This is a genomic window from Bradyrhizobium sp. 192 (genome assembly GCF_023100965.1).
Lineage (GTDB): Bacteria > Pseudomonadota > Alphaproteobacteria > Rhizobiales > Xanthobacteraceae > Bradyrhizobium > Bradyrhizobium symbiodeficiens.
In genome coordinates this window covers 7,083,310-7,098,464 of sequence record NZ_CP064690.1, presented here as the reverse complement: position 1 = coordinate 7,098,464, position 15,155 = coordinate 7,083,310, and the positions used below count along the sequence as shown (strand labels likewise).

General features: G+C 64.0%; 9 protein-coding genes. 2 read left to right on the top strand and 7 right to left on the bottom strand.

Features of this window, described 5'->3' with window-relative positions; translation table 11 throughout:
* Nucleotides 1-3: 3 nt before the first annotated feature.
* The 3 genes from glgB to IVB24_RS33235 are packed head-to-tail and all read right to left on the bottom strand — an operon-like array spanning nucleotide 4 to nucleotide 7,386.
* Nucleotides 4-2,142, bottom strand: coding sequence for a 1,4-alpha-glucan branching protein GlgB (glgB, locus tag IVB24_RS33245; protein WP_140480984.1), 2,139 nt, complete (start codon nucleotides 2,140-2,142; stop codon nucleotides 4-6).
* Complete coding sequence (treS, locus tag IVB24_RS33240; protein ID WP_247770559.1) at nucleotides 2,135-5,428, bottom strand: maltose alpha-D-glucosyltransferase; 3,294 nt, start codon at nucleotides 5,426-5,428, stop codon at nucleotides 2,135-2,137. The genes glgB and treS overlap by 8 nt, the downstream gene beginning before the upstream one ends.
* A gap of 11 nt (nucleotides 5,429-5,439) precedes the next feature.
* The gene (locus tag IVB24_RS33235; protein ID WP_247770550.1) at nucleotides 5,440-7,386 is read right to left on the bottom strand and encodes a maltotransferase domain-containing protein; all 1,947 of its coding nucleotides are present in this window, start codon (nucleotides 7,384-7,386) and stop codon (nucleotides 5,440-5,442) included.
* A gap of 203 nt (nucleotides 7,387-7,589) precedes the next feature.
* Between IVB24_RS33235 and malQ the strand changes: the two genes are divergently transcribed.
* Nucleotides 7,590-9,551 carry a 4-alpha-glucanotransferase gene (gene malQ / locus IVB24_RS33230; RefSeq protein ID WP_247770548.1) on the top strand — a complete coding sequence of 654 codons (1,962 nt, stop codon included), beginning with the start codon at nucleotides 7,590-7,592 and terminating at the stop codon, nucleotides 9,549-9,551.
* Between the two features lie 30 nt (nucleotides 9,552-9,581).
* Nucleotides 9,582-11,381, top strand: a complete 1,800-nt coding sequence (locus tag IVB24_RS33225; RefSeq protein ID WP_247770546.1) for a glycoside hydrolase family 15 protein — start codon at nucleotides 9,582-9,584, stop codon at nucleotides 11,379-11,381.
* A gap of 130 nt (nucleotides 11,382-11,511) precedes the next feature.
* Here the strand turns inward: IVB24_RS33225 and IVB24_RS33220 are convergent, their stop codons facing one another.
* From IVB24_RS33220 to zwf, 4 genes are read right to left on the bottom strand one after another with little or no spacing between them, the layout of a single operon-like run.
* A complete protein-coding gene (locus IVB24_RS33220) occupies nucleotides 11,512-12,327 on the bottom strand; it encodes an HAD family hydrolase (protein WP_247770545.1) in 816 nt (271 codons plus the stop codon).
* Nucleotides 12,328-12,352: 25 nt separating this feature from the next.
* Nucleotides 12,353-12,883, bottom strand: a complete 531-nt coding sequence (locus IVB24_RS33215) for a gluconokinase (protein ID WP_094977203.1) — start codon at nucleotides 12,881-12,883, stop codon at nucleotides 12,353-12,355.
* Nucleotides 12,870-13,619, bottom strand: coding sequence for a 6-phosphogluconolactonase (pgl, locus tag IVB24_RS33210; protein WP_166468287.1), 750 nt, complete (start codon nucleotides 13,617-13,619; stop codon nucleotides 12,870-12,872). The genes IVB24_RS33215 and pgl overlap by 14 nt, the downstream gene beginning before the upstream one ends.
* On the bottom strand, nucleotides 13,619-15,130 hold the full coding sequence (gene zwf, locus IVB24_RS33205; RefSeq protein WP_247770544.1) for a glucose-6-phosphate dehydrogenase: 1,512 nt from the start codon (nucleotides 15,128-15,130) through the stop codon (nucleotides 13,619-13,621). Before zwf ends, pgl begins: the two co-directional genes overlap by 1 nt.
* Nucleotides 15,131-15,155 lie beyond the last annotated feature (25 nt).

Sequence of the window (15,155 nt, the reverse complement as noted above, 5' to 3'; positions counted from 1 at the left end):
GTCTCAGCTTTCCGGAACGAGGAAGATCGCGGCGAGCGGCGGAATGGTGAGACGAAGCTCGCCGTCAGCGGCCTGGACCTCGCCGATATTGCCGACATTGGTGCCGCCGTAATGGGCGGAGTCCGAATTGAACACTTCTTTCCACTTGCCGGCAATGGGCACGCGCACGCGATAGTCGCGATAGACGTTGGGTGAGAAGTTGACGATCACCAGACAACGGGAATGGTCGTCAAAGCCCTTGCGCAGCCAGGCGAACACGTTGCGGTTGGCGTCGTCCGTGATGACCCATTCGAAGCCGGCCTGATCGCAGTCCATCTGGTGCAGCGCCGGCACCGCGCGATAGACCCGGTTGAGGTCGCGGATCAGCGACTGGATGCCGTAATGGGACTTGTATTCGAGCAGGTGCCAGTCGAGCGACTGGTCGTGATTCCATTCGCGGCTCTGGGCGATTTCCGCGCCCATGAACAGCAGCTTCTTGCCGGGATGGCCGAACATGAAGCTGTAATAGGCGCGCAAATTCGCAAAGCGCTGCCACTCGTCGCCGGGCATGCGGCCGAGGATCGAGCGCTTGCCGTGCACGACCTCGTCGTGCGAGAGCGGCAGGATGAAGTTTTCCGAGAAGGCGTAGTGCAGGCCGAACAGGATGTCGCCGTGGTGGTGCTTGCGATGGATCGGGTCCTTGCTGATGTAGTTCAGCGTGTCGTGCATCCAGCCCATGTTCCACTTGTAGCCGAAGCCGAGCCCGCCGAATTCGACCGGGCGCGAGACTTGCGGCCAGGCGGTGGATTCCTCGGCGGCCGTGGTCGCCTGCGGGAAGCGCGCGAAGACCTCGGTGTTGACGCGGCGCAGGAAATTGATCGCCTCGATGTTTTCGCGACCGCCATATTGGTTCGGAATCCAGGCGCCGGGTGGCCGGCTGTAGTCGAGATAGAGCATGGATGCGACGGCATCGACGCGCAGGCCGTCGATCGCATAGCGCTCCATCCAGAACAGCGCGTTCGACACCAGGAAGTTCGTCACTTCGGTGCGGCCGTAATTGTAGATCAAGGTGCCCCAGTCGAGATGGCGGCCCTGCAGCGGGTTGGCGTGCTCGTAGACGGCGGTGCCGTCGAAGCTGCCGAGCCCGTGCGGATCGTCGGGGAAGTGACCGGGCACCCAGTCGAGCAGCACGCCGACACCCTCGCGGTGGCAGGCATCGACGAGGGCGGCGAAATCCTCCGGAGTTCCGAAGCGGCTGGTCGGGGCGTAAAGGCCGGTCGGCTGATAGCCCCAGGATCCGTCGAAGGGATGCTCGCTCACGGGCAGGAATTCGAGATGGGTGAAGCCCATGTCGCGGGCATAGGCCGGCAGCTGTTCGGCCAGCTCGCGATAGGTCAGCCATTCATCGCCGTTCTTGCGACGCCACGAGCCGAGATGCACCTCGTAGATCGACATCGGCGCAGACAGCGCGTTGATGCCGTCCGGCGCCGGACGCGGCCGCGGCAAATGCGCTTCGTCGAACACGATGGAGGCGGTCTTCGGACGGACCTCGCTCGCAAATGCCATCGGATCGGATTTCAGCGGCAGCAGATGACCGTGCGGCCCGATGATCTCGAACTTGTAGTGGTCGCCGGCCTTGGCATGCGGAACGAACAATTCCCAATAGCCGGCGCCGCGCACCCGCATCGCATGGCGCCGCCCGTCCCAGAAATTGAAATCGCCGACCACGGACACGCGCCGTGCGTTCGGCGCCAGCACCACGAAGCCGATGCCGTCGACGCCTTCGAGACGCATCGGATGCGCCCCGAGCTTGTCGTAGAGGCGCTGATCGGTGCCTTCGCCGAGCAGATACAGGTCGAAATCGGTCAGGATCGGCGGAAACCGGTAGGCGTCCTCGAACTCGACGACATTGCCCGCGAATTTCGCGCGTAACTGATAGTGCTTCGAGCCATTGGGCAGGGCCCCGATGAAAAGCCCGGCATCATGCACGCGGTCGAGCGGAGCGACTTCGCCATGCTCGCCGACCGCCTCGACATTCGAGGCCTCGGGAAGAAAGGCACGCACCACGCTTTTGTCGCCCTCGGGATGCAGCCCGAGATAGTGGAAGGGGTCGGAGTGGCGGCCTTCGATGATCGCATAGGCCTCGGCAGGCAGTTTAGGCATGGGCTTCGCTCCCGGTGCTTGACAGAATGCGAAGCAGTCCGGTCAGCGGCGCATGGAGCCCCTCAGGCCGGTTGGACAGCTCGTACTCTACTTCATTGAACGCTTGATCAAGCAGGAAAAACCTTAACAGGCTTTCCGCGGATTTCCGATCCTCCGGCCACAGCCGTCGATCGGTCATGGCTTCGCGATAGGCGGACAGGAAGGTCGCGGCGGCCCGCTCGCGCCATTCGTCGAGCGCGGCGGTGATCCGGCCCTGCTCGTCGGAGGCACCCGTGAGCGCCCGGCTCAGCGCCGCGTTGACCGAAAGGTCGATCGAGCGGATCAATCCGGCGACGTCGCGCGCGGCAGGCAGCTTGCGCCGCTTGTCGGCCAGCGGCAGGCGCGGATCGCCGTCGAAGTCGATGATGAAGATATCGTCCTTCACGATCAGAGTCTGCCCGAGGCGGAAGTCGCCATGATGACGGATGTTCAGACCGCCGATCCCGGATGGCAATAGCGCATCCAGGTGGTCGGGCAGGGATGCCCGCATGGCGGCGAGCCGGTCGATAAGCGGCCGGTGCGCCTCCCGCAGGTCGTCGCGGCTGTCCGTCAGCCGTTCGAAAACCCGCTCGGCCCGCGCCTTGAGGTCGGACACAAGTCGCTTGACGTGCGTGGAGCCGATCGGTTCCGGGGCGAGTTCGTCCGACTTTGCCGCCGCCAGGGCAACATGCAGCTCGCCGAGCCGCCGGCCGATCTGCGCGATGAAGTGCAGATAAGGCGCTTGCTCCTGGGTCTCGCGGGGCGCTTCGCCTGCCGATAGCACGCGCTGCTCGTCGATATAGCGATCGAGATAACCCGTGGTCACGATCCAGCCGTCACCCTGGTTCTCGACATAGGCATGCAACACGCCGAGCGCGCTGCGCTGGTCGCCCTCGACCAGCTCGACGCTGCCGAGCAGCGCCGGCGTATTGGCAAATCGCGCGACCTCGGTGAGATATTGGCCGATCTCGATCTCGGGGTTGATGCCGCTCTCGAGCTGGCGGTAGATCTTGGCGACGTACTGGTTGTCGACCAGTGCGGTGCTGTTCGCCTGCTCGATCGTGCGGATGCGTTCGGGCTCCTTGATGGTGTAATCGCCGAAGCGGCTGGTCGCCCTGAATTCGAGCCGCAGATTGTTCTCTTCCACCACCAGATTCTGCGACAGGTTGCGCAGGAAAAGGCCGATAAAGATCTGGTCCGTAGCAACGTCGAGCAGCGTGCCCTCGCGCGCGCCCTGGCGCACGGCGGCGAGCGCCCTCGGGTTGAAGCGCTCGCGATCGAAGCGTACCCACTCGATCTGCATCGGCAGCACGTAGCGCGACGCGGCGTCCTGCTCTGTCGTCTCGAAGAATGCGATCCAAGGCCTGTTGTCGCCGATGTCGCAGAACGGCACCGCAGAGGTCAGCCTGGTCTTGATGTGCTTGGGATTGTGCTCGGGATACCATCGCGTCCGCGACAAGAAGCCCGGCAGTACCTCGCGCTCGAACACGCCGCGCTCGCGGGCGAGCGACACCCAGTTGGAATTCAGAGGCACCACCAGCGTCTCGAACTCCGGCACCGCGCGTGGCGTCACCGGCTCGGACTTGTCGCGCTCCTGAAGCTGGAACCAGTAGAAGCCGTAGGGCCCCAGCGTGATCATGTAGGGCAGTTCGCCGATCGCGGGGAAGCGGCTGCGGCCGAGCATTTCCTGCGGGATGCGGTCCTTCCATGGCGACAGGTCGAGTTCGGTTGCTTGCGCGGCGCGCGACAAATTGGCGACGCAGAGGATGACCTCGCCGCGATACTGCCGGACATAGGCGAGCACGGACCGGTTGGCCGGACGGATGAAGGTCATGGTGCCGCGGCCGAAGGCGAGCGTCGATTTGCGAACCGAGATCAGTCGTTTGGTGGCGCTGAGCAGCGAGGACAGGCTGCGCGACTGCGCCTCGACGTTCACCGATTCGTAGCCGTAGACGGGGTCCATGATCAGCGGCGCGTAGAGTCGCGCCGGGTCGCAGCGCGAGAAACCGCCGTTGCGGTCCGGGCTCCATTGCATCGGCGTGCGCACGCCGTTGCGGTCGCCGAGATAGATGTTGTCGCCCATCCCGATCTCGTCGCCGTAATAGATGATCGGCGTGCCGGGAAAGGACAGCAGCAGCGAGTTCATCAGCTCGATCTTGCGCCGGTCGTTGTCCATCAGTGGCGCGAGGCGCCGGCGGATGCCGACATTGATGCGGGCGCGGGGGTCGTTCGCGTAGGTGGTCCAGAGATAGTCGCGCTCGACATCGGTGACCATTTCCAGCGTCAGCTCGTCATGGTTGCGCAGGAACAGCGCCCATTGGCAGCTCGCGGGAATGTCGGGCGTCTGGCGCAGAATGTCGGTGATGGGGAAGCGGTCCTCCTGCGCGATCGCCATGTAGATCCGCGGCATCAGCGGGAAGTGGTAGGCCATGTGGCATTCGTCGCCACGGCCGAAATATTCCTGCACGTCCTCCGGCCATTGATTGGCCTCGGCCAGCAGCAGCTTGCCCTTGGAGTAGGAATCCAGCTCCTGACGCAAGCGCTTGATGATCGCATGCGTCTCGGGAAGGTTCTCGTTCGAGGTGCCCTCGCGCTCGCACAGATAGGGAATGGCGTCGAGCCGGAAGCCGTCGACGCCGGCGTCCAGCCAGCGCTTCATCACCTGGATCAGCGCGCTGACCACGCGGGGATTGTCGAAATTGAGGTCCGGTTGGTGCGAGAAGAAGCGGTGCCAGTAGAACGCGCCGGCCTCGTGGTCCCAGGTCCAGTTCGACTTTTCGGTGTCGGTGAAGATGATCCGCGTGCCCTGGTATTTCTGGTCGGTGTCGCTCCAGACATACCAGTTGCGGGCGCTCGAGCCTGCGGGGCTGCGGCGCGCGCGCTTGAACCAATTGTGCTGGTCCGAGGTGTGGTTGACGACGAGCTCGGTAATGACGCGCAGTCCACGCTTCTGCGCTTCCTGGATGAAGCGCTTGAAGTCCTTCATAGTCCCGAAATCGGGATTGACCGAGCCATAGTCGCCGATGTCGTAGCCGTCGTCGCGGCCGGGCGAGGGGTAGAACGGCAACAGCCACAGCGCGGTGACGCCGAGCTCCTGCAGATAGGGCAGCTTCTCGGTCAGGCCGGCGAAATCGCCGATGCCATCATTGTTGCTGTCGGCAAACGCCTTGACGTGGAGCTGGTAGATGATGGCGTCCTTGTACCAGAGCTCGTCCACGATCTCGGCAGCCTCGGATTTTTTGGTGTCGACGGAAGACAGAACATTCATGGCGTGAACCCTTACGCCAGGCAGCGGAACAGGAGCGCGGGATCGCGGTCGGGATCGATACGCAACCTGATCCCGCCCCATTCGAGGTGGGACTGTTCGCCGGTGAGAAGGTTTTCGAGTGTCGTGACATGGTGCCGCTGACCGCTCGCGTCAACAGTGAGGTCGCCGAGCGGCAGCCAGAATTCACGCACATGGCGGGACAGAGCAATCACGATCACGACGGTGTTGGCAGGATCGGCCGCCTCCTTGACGAAGGCAATCGTCTCGCCGTCTTCGATTCCGACAAAACGTAGGTTCGCTGTTTGCTGGAGCGCGGCATTGTCGTTGCGGACGCGGTTGAGCGCGGCGATGTAGGACTTGATGTTGCCGGGCCGGTCCCAGTCGCGTTGCCGGATCTGGTATTTCTCGGAATCCAGATATTCCTCGCGGCCGGGGATCGCCTCGTGTTCCAGCAGCTCGAACCCGCTGTAGAGGCCGTAACTGCCCGACAAAGTCGCTGCCAGTGCAACGCGCGACTTGAACGCCCAGGCTTCGCCGCTCTGGAGATGATAGGGCAGCAGGTCGGGCGTGTTGACGAACAGGTTCGGGCGATAGAAGTCGCGCTCGGGATAGCGCGTCAGCTCGCCGAGATGCTGCTCCAGCTCCCATTTTGTCGTGCGCCACGGGAAATAGGTGAAGGACTGCGCAAAGCCGAGCTTGGCGAGGCCTTTCATCAGTTTCGGCCGGGCAAACGTCTTCGAGAACAGGATCACCTCGGGATGCCGGCGGCGGATGTCGCGGATCAGCCAGTCCCAGAACGGGAAGGGCGCGGTGTCGTGATTGTCGATGGCGAAGATGGTGACACCATGGTCGATCCAGAACAGCATGGCGTCGCGAAATGCATTCCACAGTCCAGCCCGATCGACCGATGCGAAATCGGGGATCACGATGTCGGAATAAAGGCCATCGCCCGCCCGGACCGAGCGGTCCGGTCGCCATTTGAACCATTCCGGATGCTGCGTCAGCCAGGGATGGTCCGGCGAGCACTGCACGGCGAAGTCGAGCGCGAGTTCGAGGCCATATTCGAGACAGGTTGCGACCAGCGCGCGGAAATCCTCGATGGTGCCGAGCTCGGGATGCAGCACATCGTGGCCGCCCTCGGCGGCTCCGATCGCGTAGGGCGAGCCGGGATCGCCTTCGGTCGCCACCGGCGCATTGTTGCGGCCTTTGCGACGCGTGCGGCCGATCGGGTGGATCGGCGTGAAATAGACCACGTCAAACCCCATCGCGGCGATATCCGGCACGCGCTCGATGCAGTCGCGCAGCGTGCCGTGCTGACCTGCGACCTGGCTCTGGCCGCGCGGCATCATCTGATACCAGGCGCCGAAGCGCGCCTTGTCGCGGTCGACGGTCAGCGGGAAGGGCTGCGAGCGGGTCAGGTCAGGCCGGGACTGGCTCTCCGCCATGGCATCGCCGAGCTCGGCCGCAAGCAGCGGGGTGACATCGCCGGTCTGAAGATAATCCTCGCACTGCCTGACGATGACCGTCGCGGCGTCCTGTCGCGCGCCATGCGCCTTGGTCAGGAGCCCGGCCCCCTCGATCGCATCGAGGCTGACATCAGCACCCATTCGCTGCTTGCGCGCGACCCCGTGCGACCAGGTGGCGAACTCGTCGGTCCAGGCTTCGATCGCATAGACATACTGACCGGGCTCGACCGGCGTGAATGCGGCGGACCAGCGGTCATTGCCGTGATGGATCATCGGCTCGCTCCGCCATTCCCGGTTCTGCTCCTGTCGCCAGATCAGCGCGGCTCCGACCACGGCGTCGCCGTCGCGATAGATGTCGGCCCAAACCTCGACCCGTTCGCCCGCGATCCGTTTCACGGCGAAGCGGCCGCCATCGATCAGGGGATATATGTCTTCGATGAGGAAAGCGCTGCCGGCAGCGGCGCTCTCGACAGTTTGAATTGTCTTGTTCACGGTGATGCCATTGACAAGAAAGCAGGAGCCCGTTTCCCTTGCCGGGAACCTACACTTGATACCACTATAGAAAGCCGCTTGTGTGTCATTGGTTCCCAAGGAACGGCAGGCGCGGCTTGCGAGTTACCCCAGACTAACCTCTTCCACGACCTCGTTAAAATCAATGCCACCGGCCAGAGAATGGCCTGCAAGCTGCGTGCCGAATGGATCTTTTAGCTCAAGCCCAGATCAAGGGCGTTCAATCCGAATTCGTGGATGCCCTCGGAAAGCTGCGGGTCACCGGTCCCGTGGCGCTCAAATCCATCCTCGACGCCCTGCCGGAAAAGCGGGTCTATCGCTTCGTCGAGGGACCCGTGGTGCTTCGCGCCTTGAGACATTCGCGCACCGAGCTGGCGGCAACCGGCGGGGTACCCCTCAAATGGACAATCACCGGCAACGCGAAGGTGATCGCGCAAGGCGAGACGCGCGAGCCCGTGATCGCATGGCCTGCTGACCTGCCGCTCGGTTACCACCGGTTGACATTGACCGACGCCGAAGGTGCGACGGAAGAAGTCCCGATGATCGTGGCGCCCGAGCGGGCCTTCGGCGGTGATTTCGACCGTGGCTGGCTGCTCGCCGTGCAGCTCTACAGCATTCGCTCGGACCGGAATTGGGGCATCGGAGATTTCACCGATCTGGCCGGTCTCGTCCGGCTTGCCAAGCAGCTCGGGGCAGACGGCGTCGGGCTCAATCCGCTGCATGTCCTGTTCGACGATCATCCGGCCGATTGCAGCCCGTATTCCCCGAACAGCCGGCTGTTCCTCAACCCGCTCTATATCGACGTCGAGGCCATTCCCGAATTCTCCGCGGACCTCGTGCCGGATGCCGCAGCGACCGCCGCGCGGCTGCGCGAGGGCAACCGGGTCCCCTATGCCGACATGGCGGCGCTGAAATGGCGGGCCTTGCGCGCCGCCTTTGACGCTTTCGTGACAAAGGCGAGCGGCGTCCGTCGCAATCAGTTCGACGCATTCCGCGCCGACCGCGCGCCGCTGTTGTCCCGCTTTGCCTGCTTCGAGGTGCTGCGCCATCGTTTCGTGTCGCCGTGGTGGGAATGGCCGGTGGAATGGCAGCAGCCGGACGACGCCAAATGCGCCGAGCTGCGCAACGGTCCCGACAAGCGTGAGGTCGAGTTCGTCGAATTCGTGCAATGGACGGCCGACAACCAATTGCATGCGGCCAAGGAGCTTGCCAGCCAGCTCGGTATGCGGGTCGGATTGTATCTCGACGTCGCCGTCGGCGTGCAGTCCAACGGCTTTGATGCCTGGAACGAGCAGATTGCGATCTCGCGTCATCTCGCGGTCGGCGCGCCGCCCGATGTGCTCAACACCGCCGGTCAGGACTGGGGTCTCGCCGGCTTCAATGCCGGTGGCCTGGAAGCGCAGTCCTTCGTGCCCTTTGCCGATATGCTGGCGGCCTCGATGCGCCATGCCGGCGCCATCCGGATTGATCATGTCCTCGGGCTGAAGCGGCTCTATCTGGTGCCGCGCGGCTTCAAGCCCGACAACGGCGCCTATGTGCAGATGCCGTTCGAGGCGCTGCTCGGCGCCATCGCGCGCGAGAGCGCGGCGCATAAGTGCATCGTGATCGGTGAAGATCTCGGCACCGTGCCGGAAGGTTTCCGCGAAACCATGCAGGATTTCGGCATCTGGTCCTATCTCGTCATGATGTTCGAGCGTGACGATGCCGGACATTTCCGCAGTACCGACTTTTACAGGCCGAACGCGCTGGTGACGCTGAACACGCACGATCTGTGCACTTATGCGGGCTGGCGCTCCTTCAGCGATCTCAAGGTAAAGCGCTCGCTCGGGCTCGATCCCGGCGAGAACGAGCAGGACCGCTGGGATGCGCTCGGCATGCTCGACGAGATCCTGCGCCAGAACGGCATTACCGCCAACGACCTCTATTCGGTGCTTGCATTCCTGTCGCGCACGCCGTCGCGGCTATTGGCGGTGTCAATGGAGGATCTGCTCGGCGTGCTCGACCAGCCCAATATTCCCGGCACGATCGACGAGCATCCGAACTGGCGCCAACGTCTTCCCGTCGCGCTCGACAAGATCGCCTCGAAGGTCGACCTCACGGCCTTGCGAGCGGCGACGCGGGAACGTTCGCGGAATGGCGGGAGTTGATCGGGCGGGGATTTCCAGGCGCGAAAGACATTGACCCAGAAAATCGAAGACTATGCGCTGATCGGTGATTGTGAGACCGCGGCGCTGGTCGGGCGCGACGGCTCGATCGATTGGTTGTGCTGGCCCGCCTTCGATTCCGACGCCTGCTTTGCCGCGATCCTCGGCACCCACAAGAACGGGCGCTGGTTGATCGCGCCTGGCGAGGACTTCACCAAGATTTCGCGCCGATATCTGGGCGATACCCTCATCCTCGAAACGCGTTTTGAAACGAAGAGCGGGACCGTCGCTCTGATCGACTTCATGCCGCCGCGCGGCAAGGCATCAGACATCGTGCGGCTGGTACGCGGGGTCAACGGCGCGGTGAAGATGCGGATGGAACTCGTGATCCGCTTCGGCTTCGGCGTGGACATTCCCTGGGTGCGGCGGATCGACCATTCCCTGATGGCGATCGCCGGCCAGGACATGATCGTGCTGCGCACGCCGGTCAAAACCCGCGGCGAGGATTTGACCACCGTCGCCGACTTCGAGGTGAAGGCGGGCGAGACCGTGCCGTTCGTGCTGACCTACGGCCCCTCGCATCTCGATCCGCCTGAAGCGATCGACCCGGACATCGCGCTCCAGGAGACCGAGAAATTCTGGCAGGAATGGAGCGGCCGCTCCACACATGACGGTGAGTATCGCGATCTCATCATGCGCTCGCTGATCACGCTGAAGGCGCTGACCTTCGCCCCGACCGGCGGCATCGTCGCCGCACCAACCACCTCCTTGCCGGAAAAGCTCGGTGGCGCCAGGAACTGGGATTACCGCTTCTGTTGGCTGCGCGACGCCACCTTTACGCTGCTGGCGCTGATGAACTCGGGCTACACCGAGGAAGCGTCGGCCTGGCACAATTGGCTGCTGCGCGCCGCCGCCGGCGCGCCCGCGAACATGCAGATCATGTACGGCATCTGGGGCCAGCGGCGGCTCCTGGAATGGGAGGCGGGCTGGCTCGACGGCTATGAAGAGGCCAAGCCGGTGCGCGTCGGCAATGCCGCACATGCGCAGCTTCAGCTCGACGTCTACGGCGAGTTGATCGACGCCTTCCACCAGTCGCGCATGGCCAAGCTGAAGCTCGACGAAGAGACCTGGACGCTGGAACGCGCAGTGCTGCAGCATTTGGCCGAGGTCTGGGACCGGCCCGACCACGGCATCTGGGAGCGGCGCGGCGAGCCGAAGCACTACGTGTTTTCCAAGGTGATGACCTGGGTCGCCTTCGACCGCGGCATCAAGAGCGCCGAGACTTTCGGTTTCAAAGCGCCGCTGCTGCACTGGCGCACCCTGCGCGAGGCCATTCATCGCGACGTCTGCAACAAGGGATTTGACGCGGAGGAAAATGCCTTCGTGGAATCCTACGGCTCGAAAATGCTGGACGCCAGCGTGCTGCTGCTGCCGGCCGTCGGCTTCCTGCCACCCGACGACCCGCGCATCCGCGGCACCATCGCCGCGGTCGAGACACGCTTGATGCGCGACGGCTTCGTGCTCAGGCACGATCCGCGCGAGCTGCCGGCGGGGCAGCCGCCGCTCGAAGGCGCGTTCCTGGCCTGTAGCCTGTGGCTGGCCGATGCCCACGTGCTGGCTGGCGATCTCGACCGGGCGCAGGCCTTGCTCGATCGCGTGGCCGGCATCGCGAACGATGTCGGGCTATTGGCGGAGGAATACGATTCAGTCGCACGGCGCCAGACCGGCAATTTCCCGCAGGCGCTGACCCACATTGCCCTGATCAACACGGCGCAGAATTTGTCGACGGCGAGGCAGAAGAGCGAGAAGCCGGCGATGCAGCGGTCGAAGTAGCGACTTGGACGAGCGCGTGACAGGCGTGGGCTGGATTGCCTCCACCCGCCGCTACGCGGCGACCGCTCCCGCAAGCGGGAGAGGTACAGCGAGCCCGTGGCTCGATTAACGGACTCAAGGTCAGTTGACTTTAGCTACCCGCCCCATTCCGCTTCAAGATCATCTCCATCGCCTCGGCAAAACCGTCCTGCTCGTTGCTGGCCGTGACGTGCGTCGCCTGGTCCTTCACGCTGTCGGTGGCATTGCCCATGGCGATCGAGACGCCGCTGACGGCGAACATCGCGAGGTCGTTCTGCATGTCGCCGATGGTAGCGATGGCGCCGGTCGCAATGCCCAAACGCTTGGCCATCGCCTCGACGAAGGTGCCCTTGTTGAAGCCGGGCGGGGTGATGTCGAGATAATAGGTCTGCGAGCGCACCGCGGTGGCCTCGCTGCCGAGCGCCTGCTGCATCGCCTTCTCGCAAGCCTCTAAGCCGGCGGCGTCGGCGCTGGCGCCGACGATCTTGCAGGCGCTCGACAGGTAAGGAGAAAAGTCCGTCACGATGGTGGGATCGGAGCGGATCGTGTGCTGCTCATGCGCGACGTATTTGCCGCTGGGGTTGTCGATCAGCCATTTGTCATAGGTGAACAGCCAGATGTCGGCGCCGAACTCGCGCAGGATTTGCAAGGACCGCTCGGCGGCGCTTGCGGGGATCAGGTGCTGTTCGACCGGGTTCATCTCGGGATCGACGATCGAGGAACCGTTGAACGGGCCGACCGGGAGCCACAGCGCCAATGGCTCGATCAGAAAGCGCATACCGATGGCGGGACGGCTGGAGGTGATGGTGAAGCCGACGCCGGCTTTGTGCAGCCGCTGCACCGCAGACCTCGCGCGATCCGTCAGCGTCTTGTCCTTGGTCAGCAGCGTGCCGTCGACGTCGGAGACCACGAGGGAGATTTGCGTCATGACAGAACCTTCAGGTTTCCAGGTCTCAGCGCTTCGTCCCGCCAAGCTTCAACTGCCGCACCACGCCGTCCACGATCGCTTCGACGGTTTCGTCGATCGAGACGGTGATCACGTGCTCGCCCGCTTCCGGCGGCTCCAGCGTGTCGAACTGGCTGGTCAGTAGCCCGGGCGGCATGAAATGGCCCTTGCGGTGCGCGAGCCGCTCGGCGATCAGCTCTCTGGTGCCCTTCAGGAACACGAAGCGGACGTCGTCGCGCCCCCGCAGCAACACGTCGCGATAGGTGTGCTTCAACGCCGAGCAGGCGATGATGACATGCCCGCCCTTGTCGCAGACCCGCGCGATCTCGTCGGCGATGGCGTTGAGCCAGGGCCAGCGGTCCTCGTCGGTGAGAGGGTGACCGGCCCGCATCTTCTCGACATTGCTGGGGGGATGGAAGCTGTCGCCGTCCTCGAAACGCCAGCCGAGCCGCTCGCCGAGTGCTTCCGCAACCGTGCTCTTGCCCGAACCCGACACGCCCATCACGATCAATGCACAAGGTGCTTCAACGCGGCCCACGAATTCCCTCCGGAAGCGCGGCCTGGTCGACCAGCCAGACGGTCTCACCATTCGAGCGCGCGCGTAATGCGGGCAGAGTCTCGCCATTGAGGAGGCGCGTCAAGATCGGCTGCTTGTCGTGCCCGGCAATCTGGAACAGCATTTCGCGGCAGGACGCCAGAACGGGCAGGGTAAGCGAAATGCGCGGCACGAAAGGTGCGACATTGGCCTTGGGCACCCCGACGACCCAGCGTTCGGTCTCCTCGATTGCGGGGAAGCCCGGAAAGAGCGAGGCGGTGTGGCCATCCGGGCCGGCGCCCATCAGCACCAGGTCGAACAGCGGTCGCGCCGGATCGAGACTTTCAGAACCGTAGAAGGCTCGCAGCTCGCGCGCATAGGCCTCGGCGCTTCGGTCCGGATTGTCAGCAATGGTCGGGATCGGGTGGATATGGCCGGCGGGCGCATTGCCATCGAGAAACGTCGCGCGCGCGACCGCCATGTTGTTGAGGGGATCGCTCTCGGACACGAATCGCTCGTCGCCGATGAACCAGTGCACGCGGTCCCACGGGATCTTGCCGCGCCAGGGGGCGCCGCCGAGCAATTGATAGAGCTTCTTCGGGCTGGAGCCGCCGGTAAGGCAGATCGCGATGCGCGCGGGGTTGGCCGCGATCCGCGCCATCACCCGTTCGGCCGCCGTCTGCGCCAGCGCCTCGGCATCAGCTTCGACGATCAGCTTCGGCTGTTCGGCCGTTGCCATCACGAAAACTTCCGCCAGCTTCGCCCGTCCCGCCGCAGCAGCTCGTCGGCGCATTTCGGGCCGTCGCTGCCGGCTTCATAGGTCTCGATGCCGTTGCTGCCCGCGCTTTTCCAGGCGTCCAGGAACGGCTGCACCGCCTGCCATCCGGCCTCGATGCCGTCGGCGCGCTGGAACAGGATGTTGTCGCCGATCATGCAGTCGTAGATCAGCGTCTCGTAGCCGGTCGAGGGATCCGCCCGGAAATAGTCGCCGTAGCGGAACTTCATCTCGACGCCGTCGATGGTGATGCTCGGCCCCGGGATCTTGGCGTTGAATTGCAGCTCGATGGTCTCGGTCGGCGCGATGCCGATGGTGAGGAAATTCTGCGACAGGCGATCGATGTCCGTGCCCGAGAACATCGACAGCGGCGCCTGCTTGAACTTGATTGCGACCTCGGTGCGCTTGTGGCCGAGCGCCTTGCCGGTACGCAAATAGAAGGGAACGCCGGCCCAGCGCCAATTGTCGATCATCAGCTTCAGCGCAACGAAGGTCTCGGTGGTGCTGCCGGGCTTGACGTCCTCGGTCTTGCGATAGTCCGTGATCTCGTCGTCACCGATGCGGCCTGCGAGATATTGCGCGCGCACCGAGTTCTTCAGCGCCTCCTCCCGGCTCGGCTGCTGGATCGAGTTGAGCACGTCGGCCTTCTCGGAGCGCACCGAATGCGCGTCGAACCGTGCCGGCGGCTCCATCGCGACCAGCGACATCAGCTGGAATAGATGGTTCGGCACCATGTCACGCATCGCGCCGGTGGAATCGTAGAAGCCGCCGCGATGGCCGACGCCGAGCTTCTCCTCCACCGTGATCTGGATGTGGTCGATGTGGTTGCGATTCCAGATCGGCTCGAACATGCCGTTGGCAAAGCGCAGCACCAGGATGTTCTGCACCGTCTCCTTGCCGAGATAATGATCGATCCGGTAGATCTGGTGCTCGTCCATGATCTTCAGCAGCTCTGCGTTCAGCGCGCGGGCCGAGGCGAGGTCGGTGCCGAACGGCTTTTCGATCACCAGCCGCCGCCAGGCGCCGTTCTCCTTCATCATGCCGGTGCGGCCGAGTTCGCGCGCGGTCGGCGCGAAGGCAGCGGGCGGCGTGGCGAGATAGAACAGGCGATTGCCGCCGGTGCCTTGCGAACACTCCAGCGAGTCCAGATGCTCGCGCAAGCGGTCGAACGAGGGCGGGTCCTTCGGATCGGCCTCGACGAAGGTGACGCATTGCAGCAGCTGTTTGGCGATGTCGTCGTCGACCGGCCTTGTCGCGAACTGCCGCAGGCCTTTCATCAGGCTGTCGCGCAGCTCGTCATCCGATTGGCCTTTGCGGGCCACGCCGACGACGCAGAATTTTTCCGGCAACAGGTTCTCGGCAGCGAGATTGTAGAGCGACGGCATCACCAGGCGATGGGTGAGGTCGCCGGTCACGCCAAAGATGACGAAGGCGCAATTTTCGGGCTTGCGCTTGGCTTGCGGGTCTTTTGTCACGAATTGTCGGCCTTCGCTTGGGTAC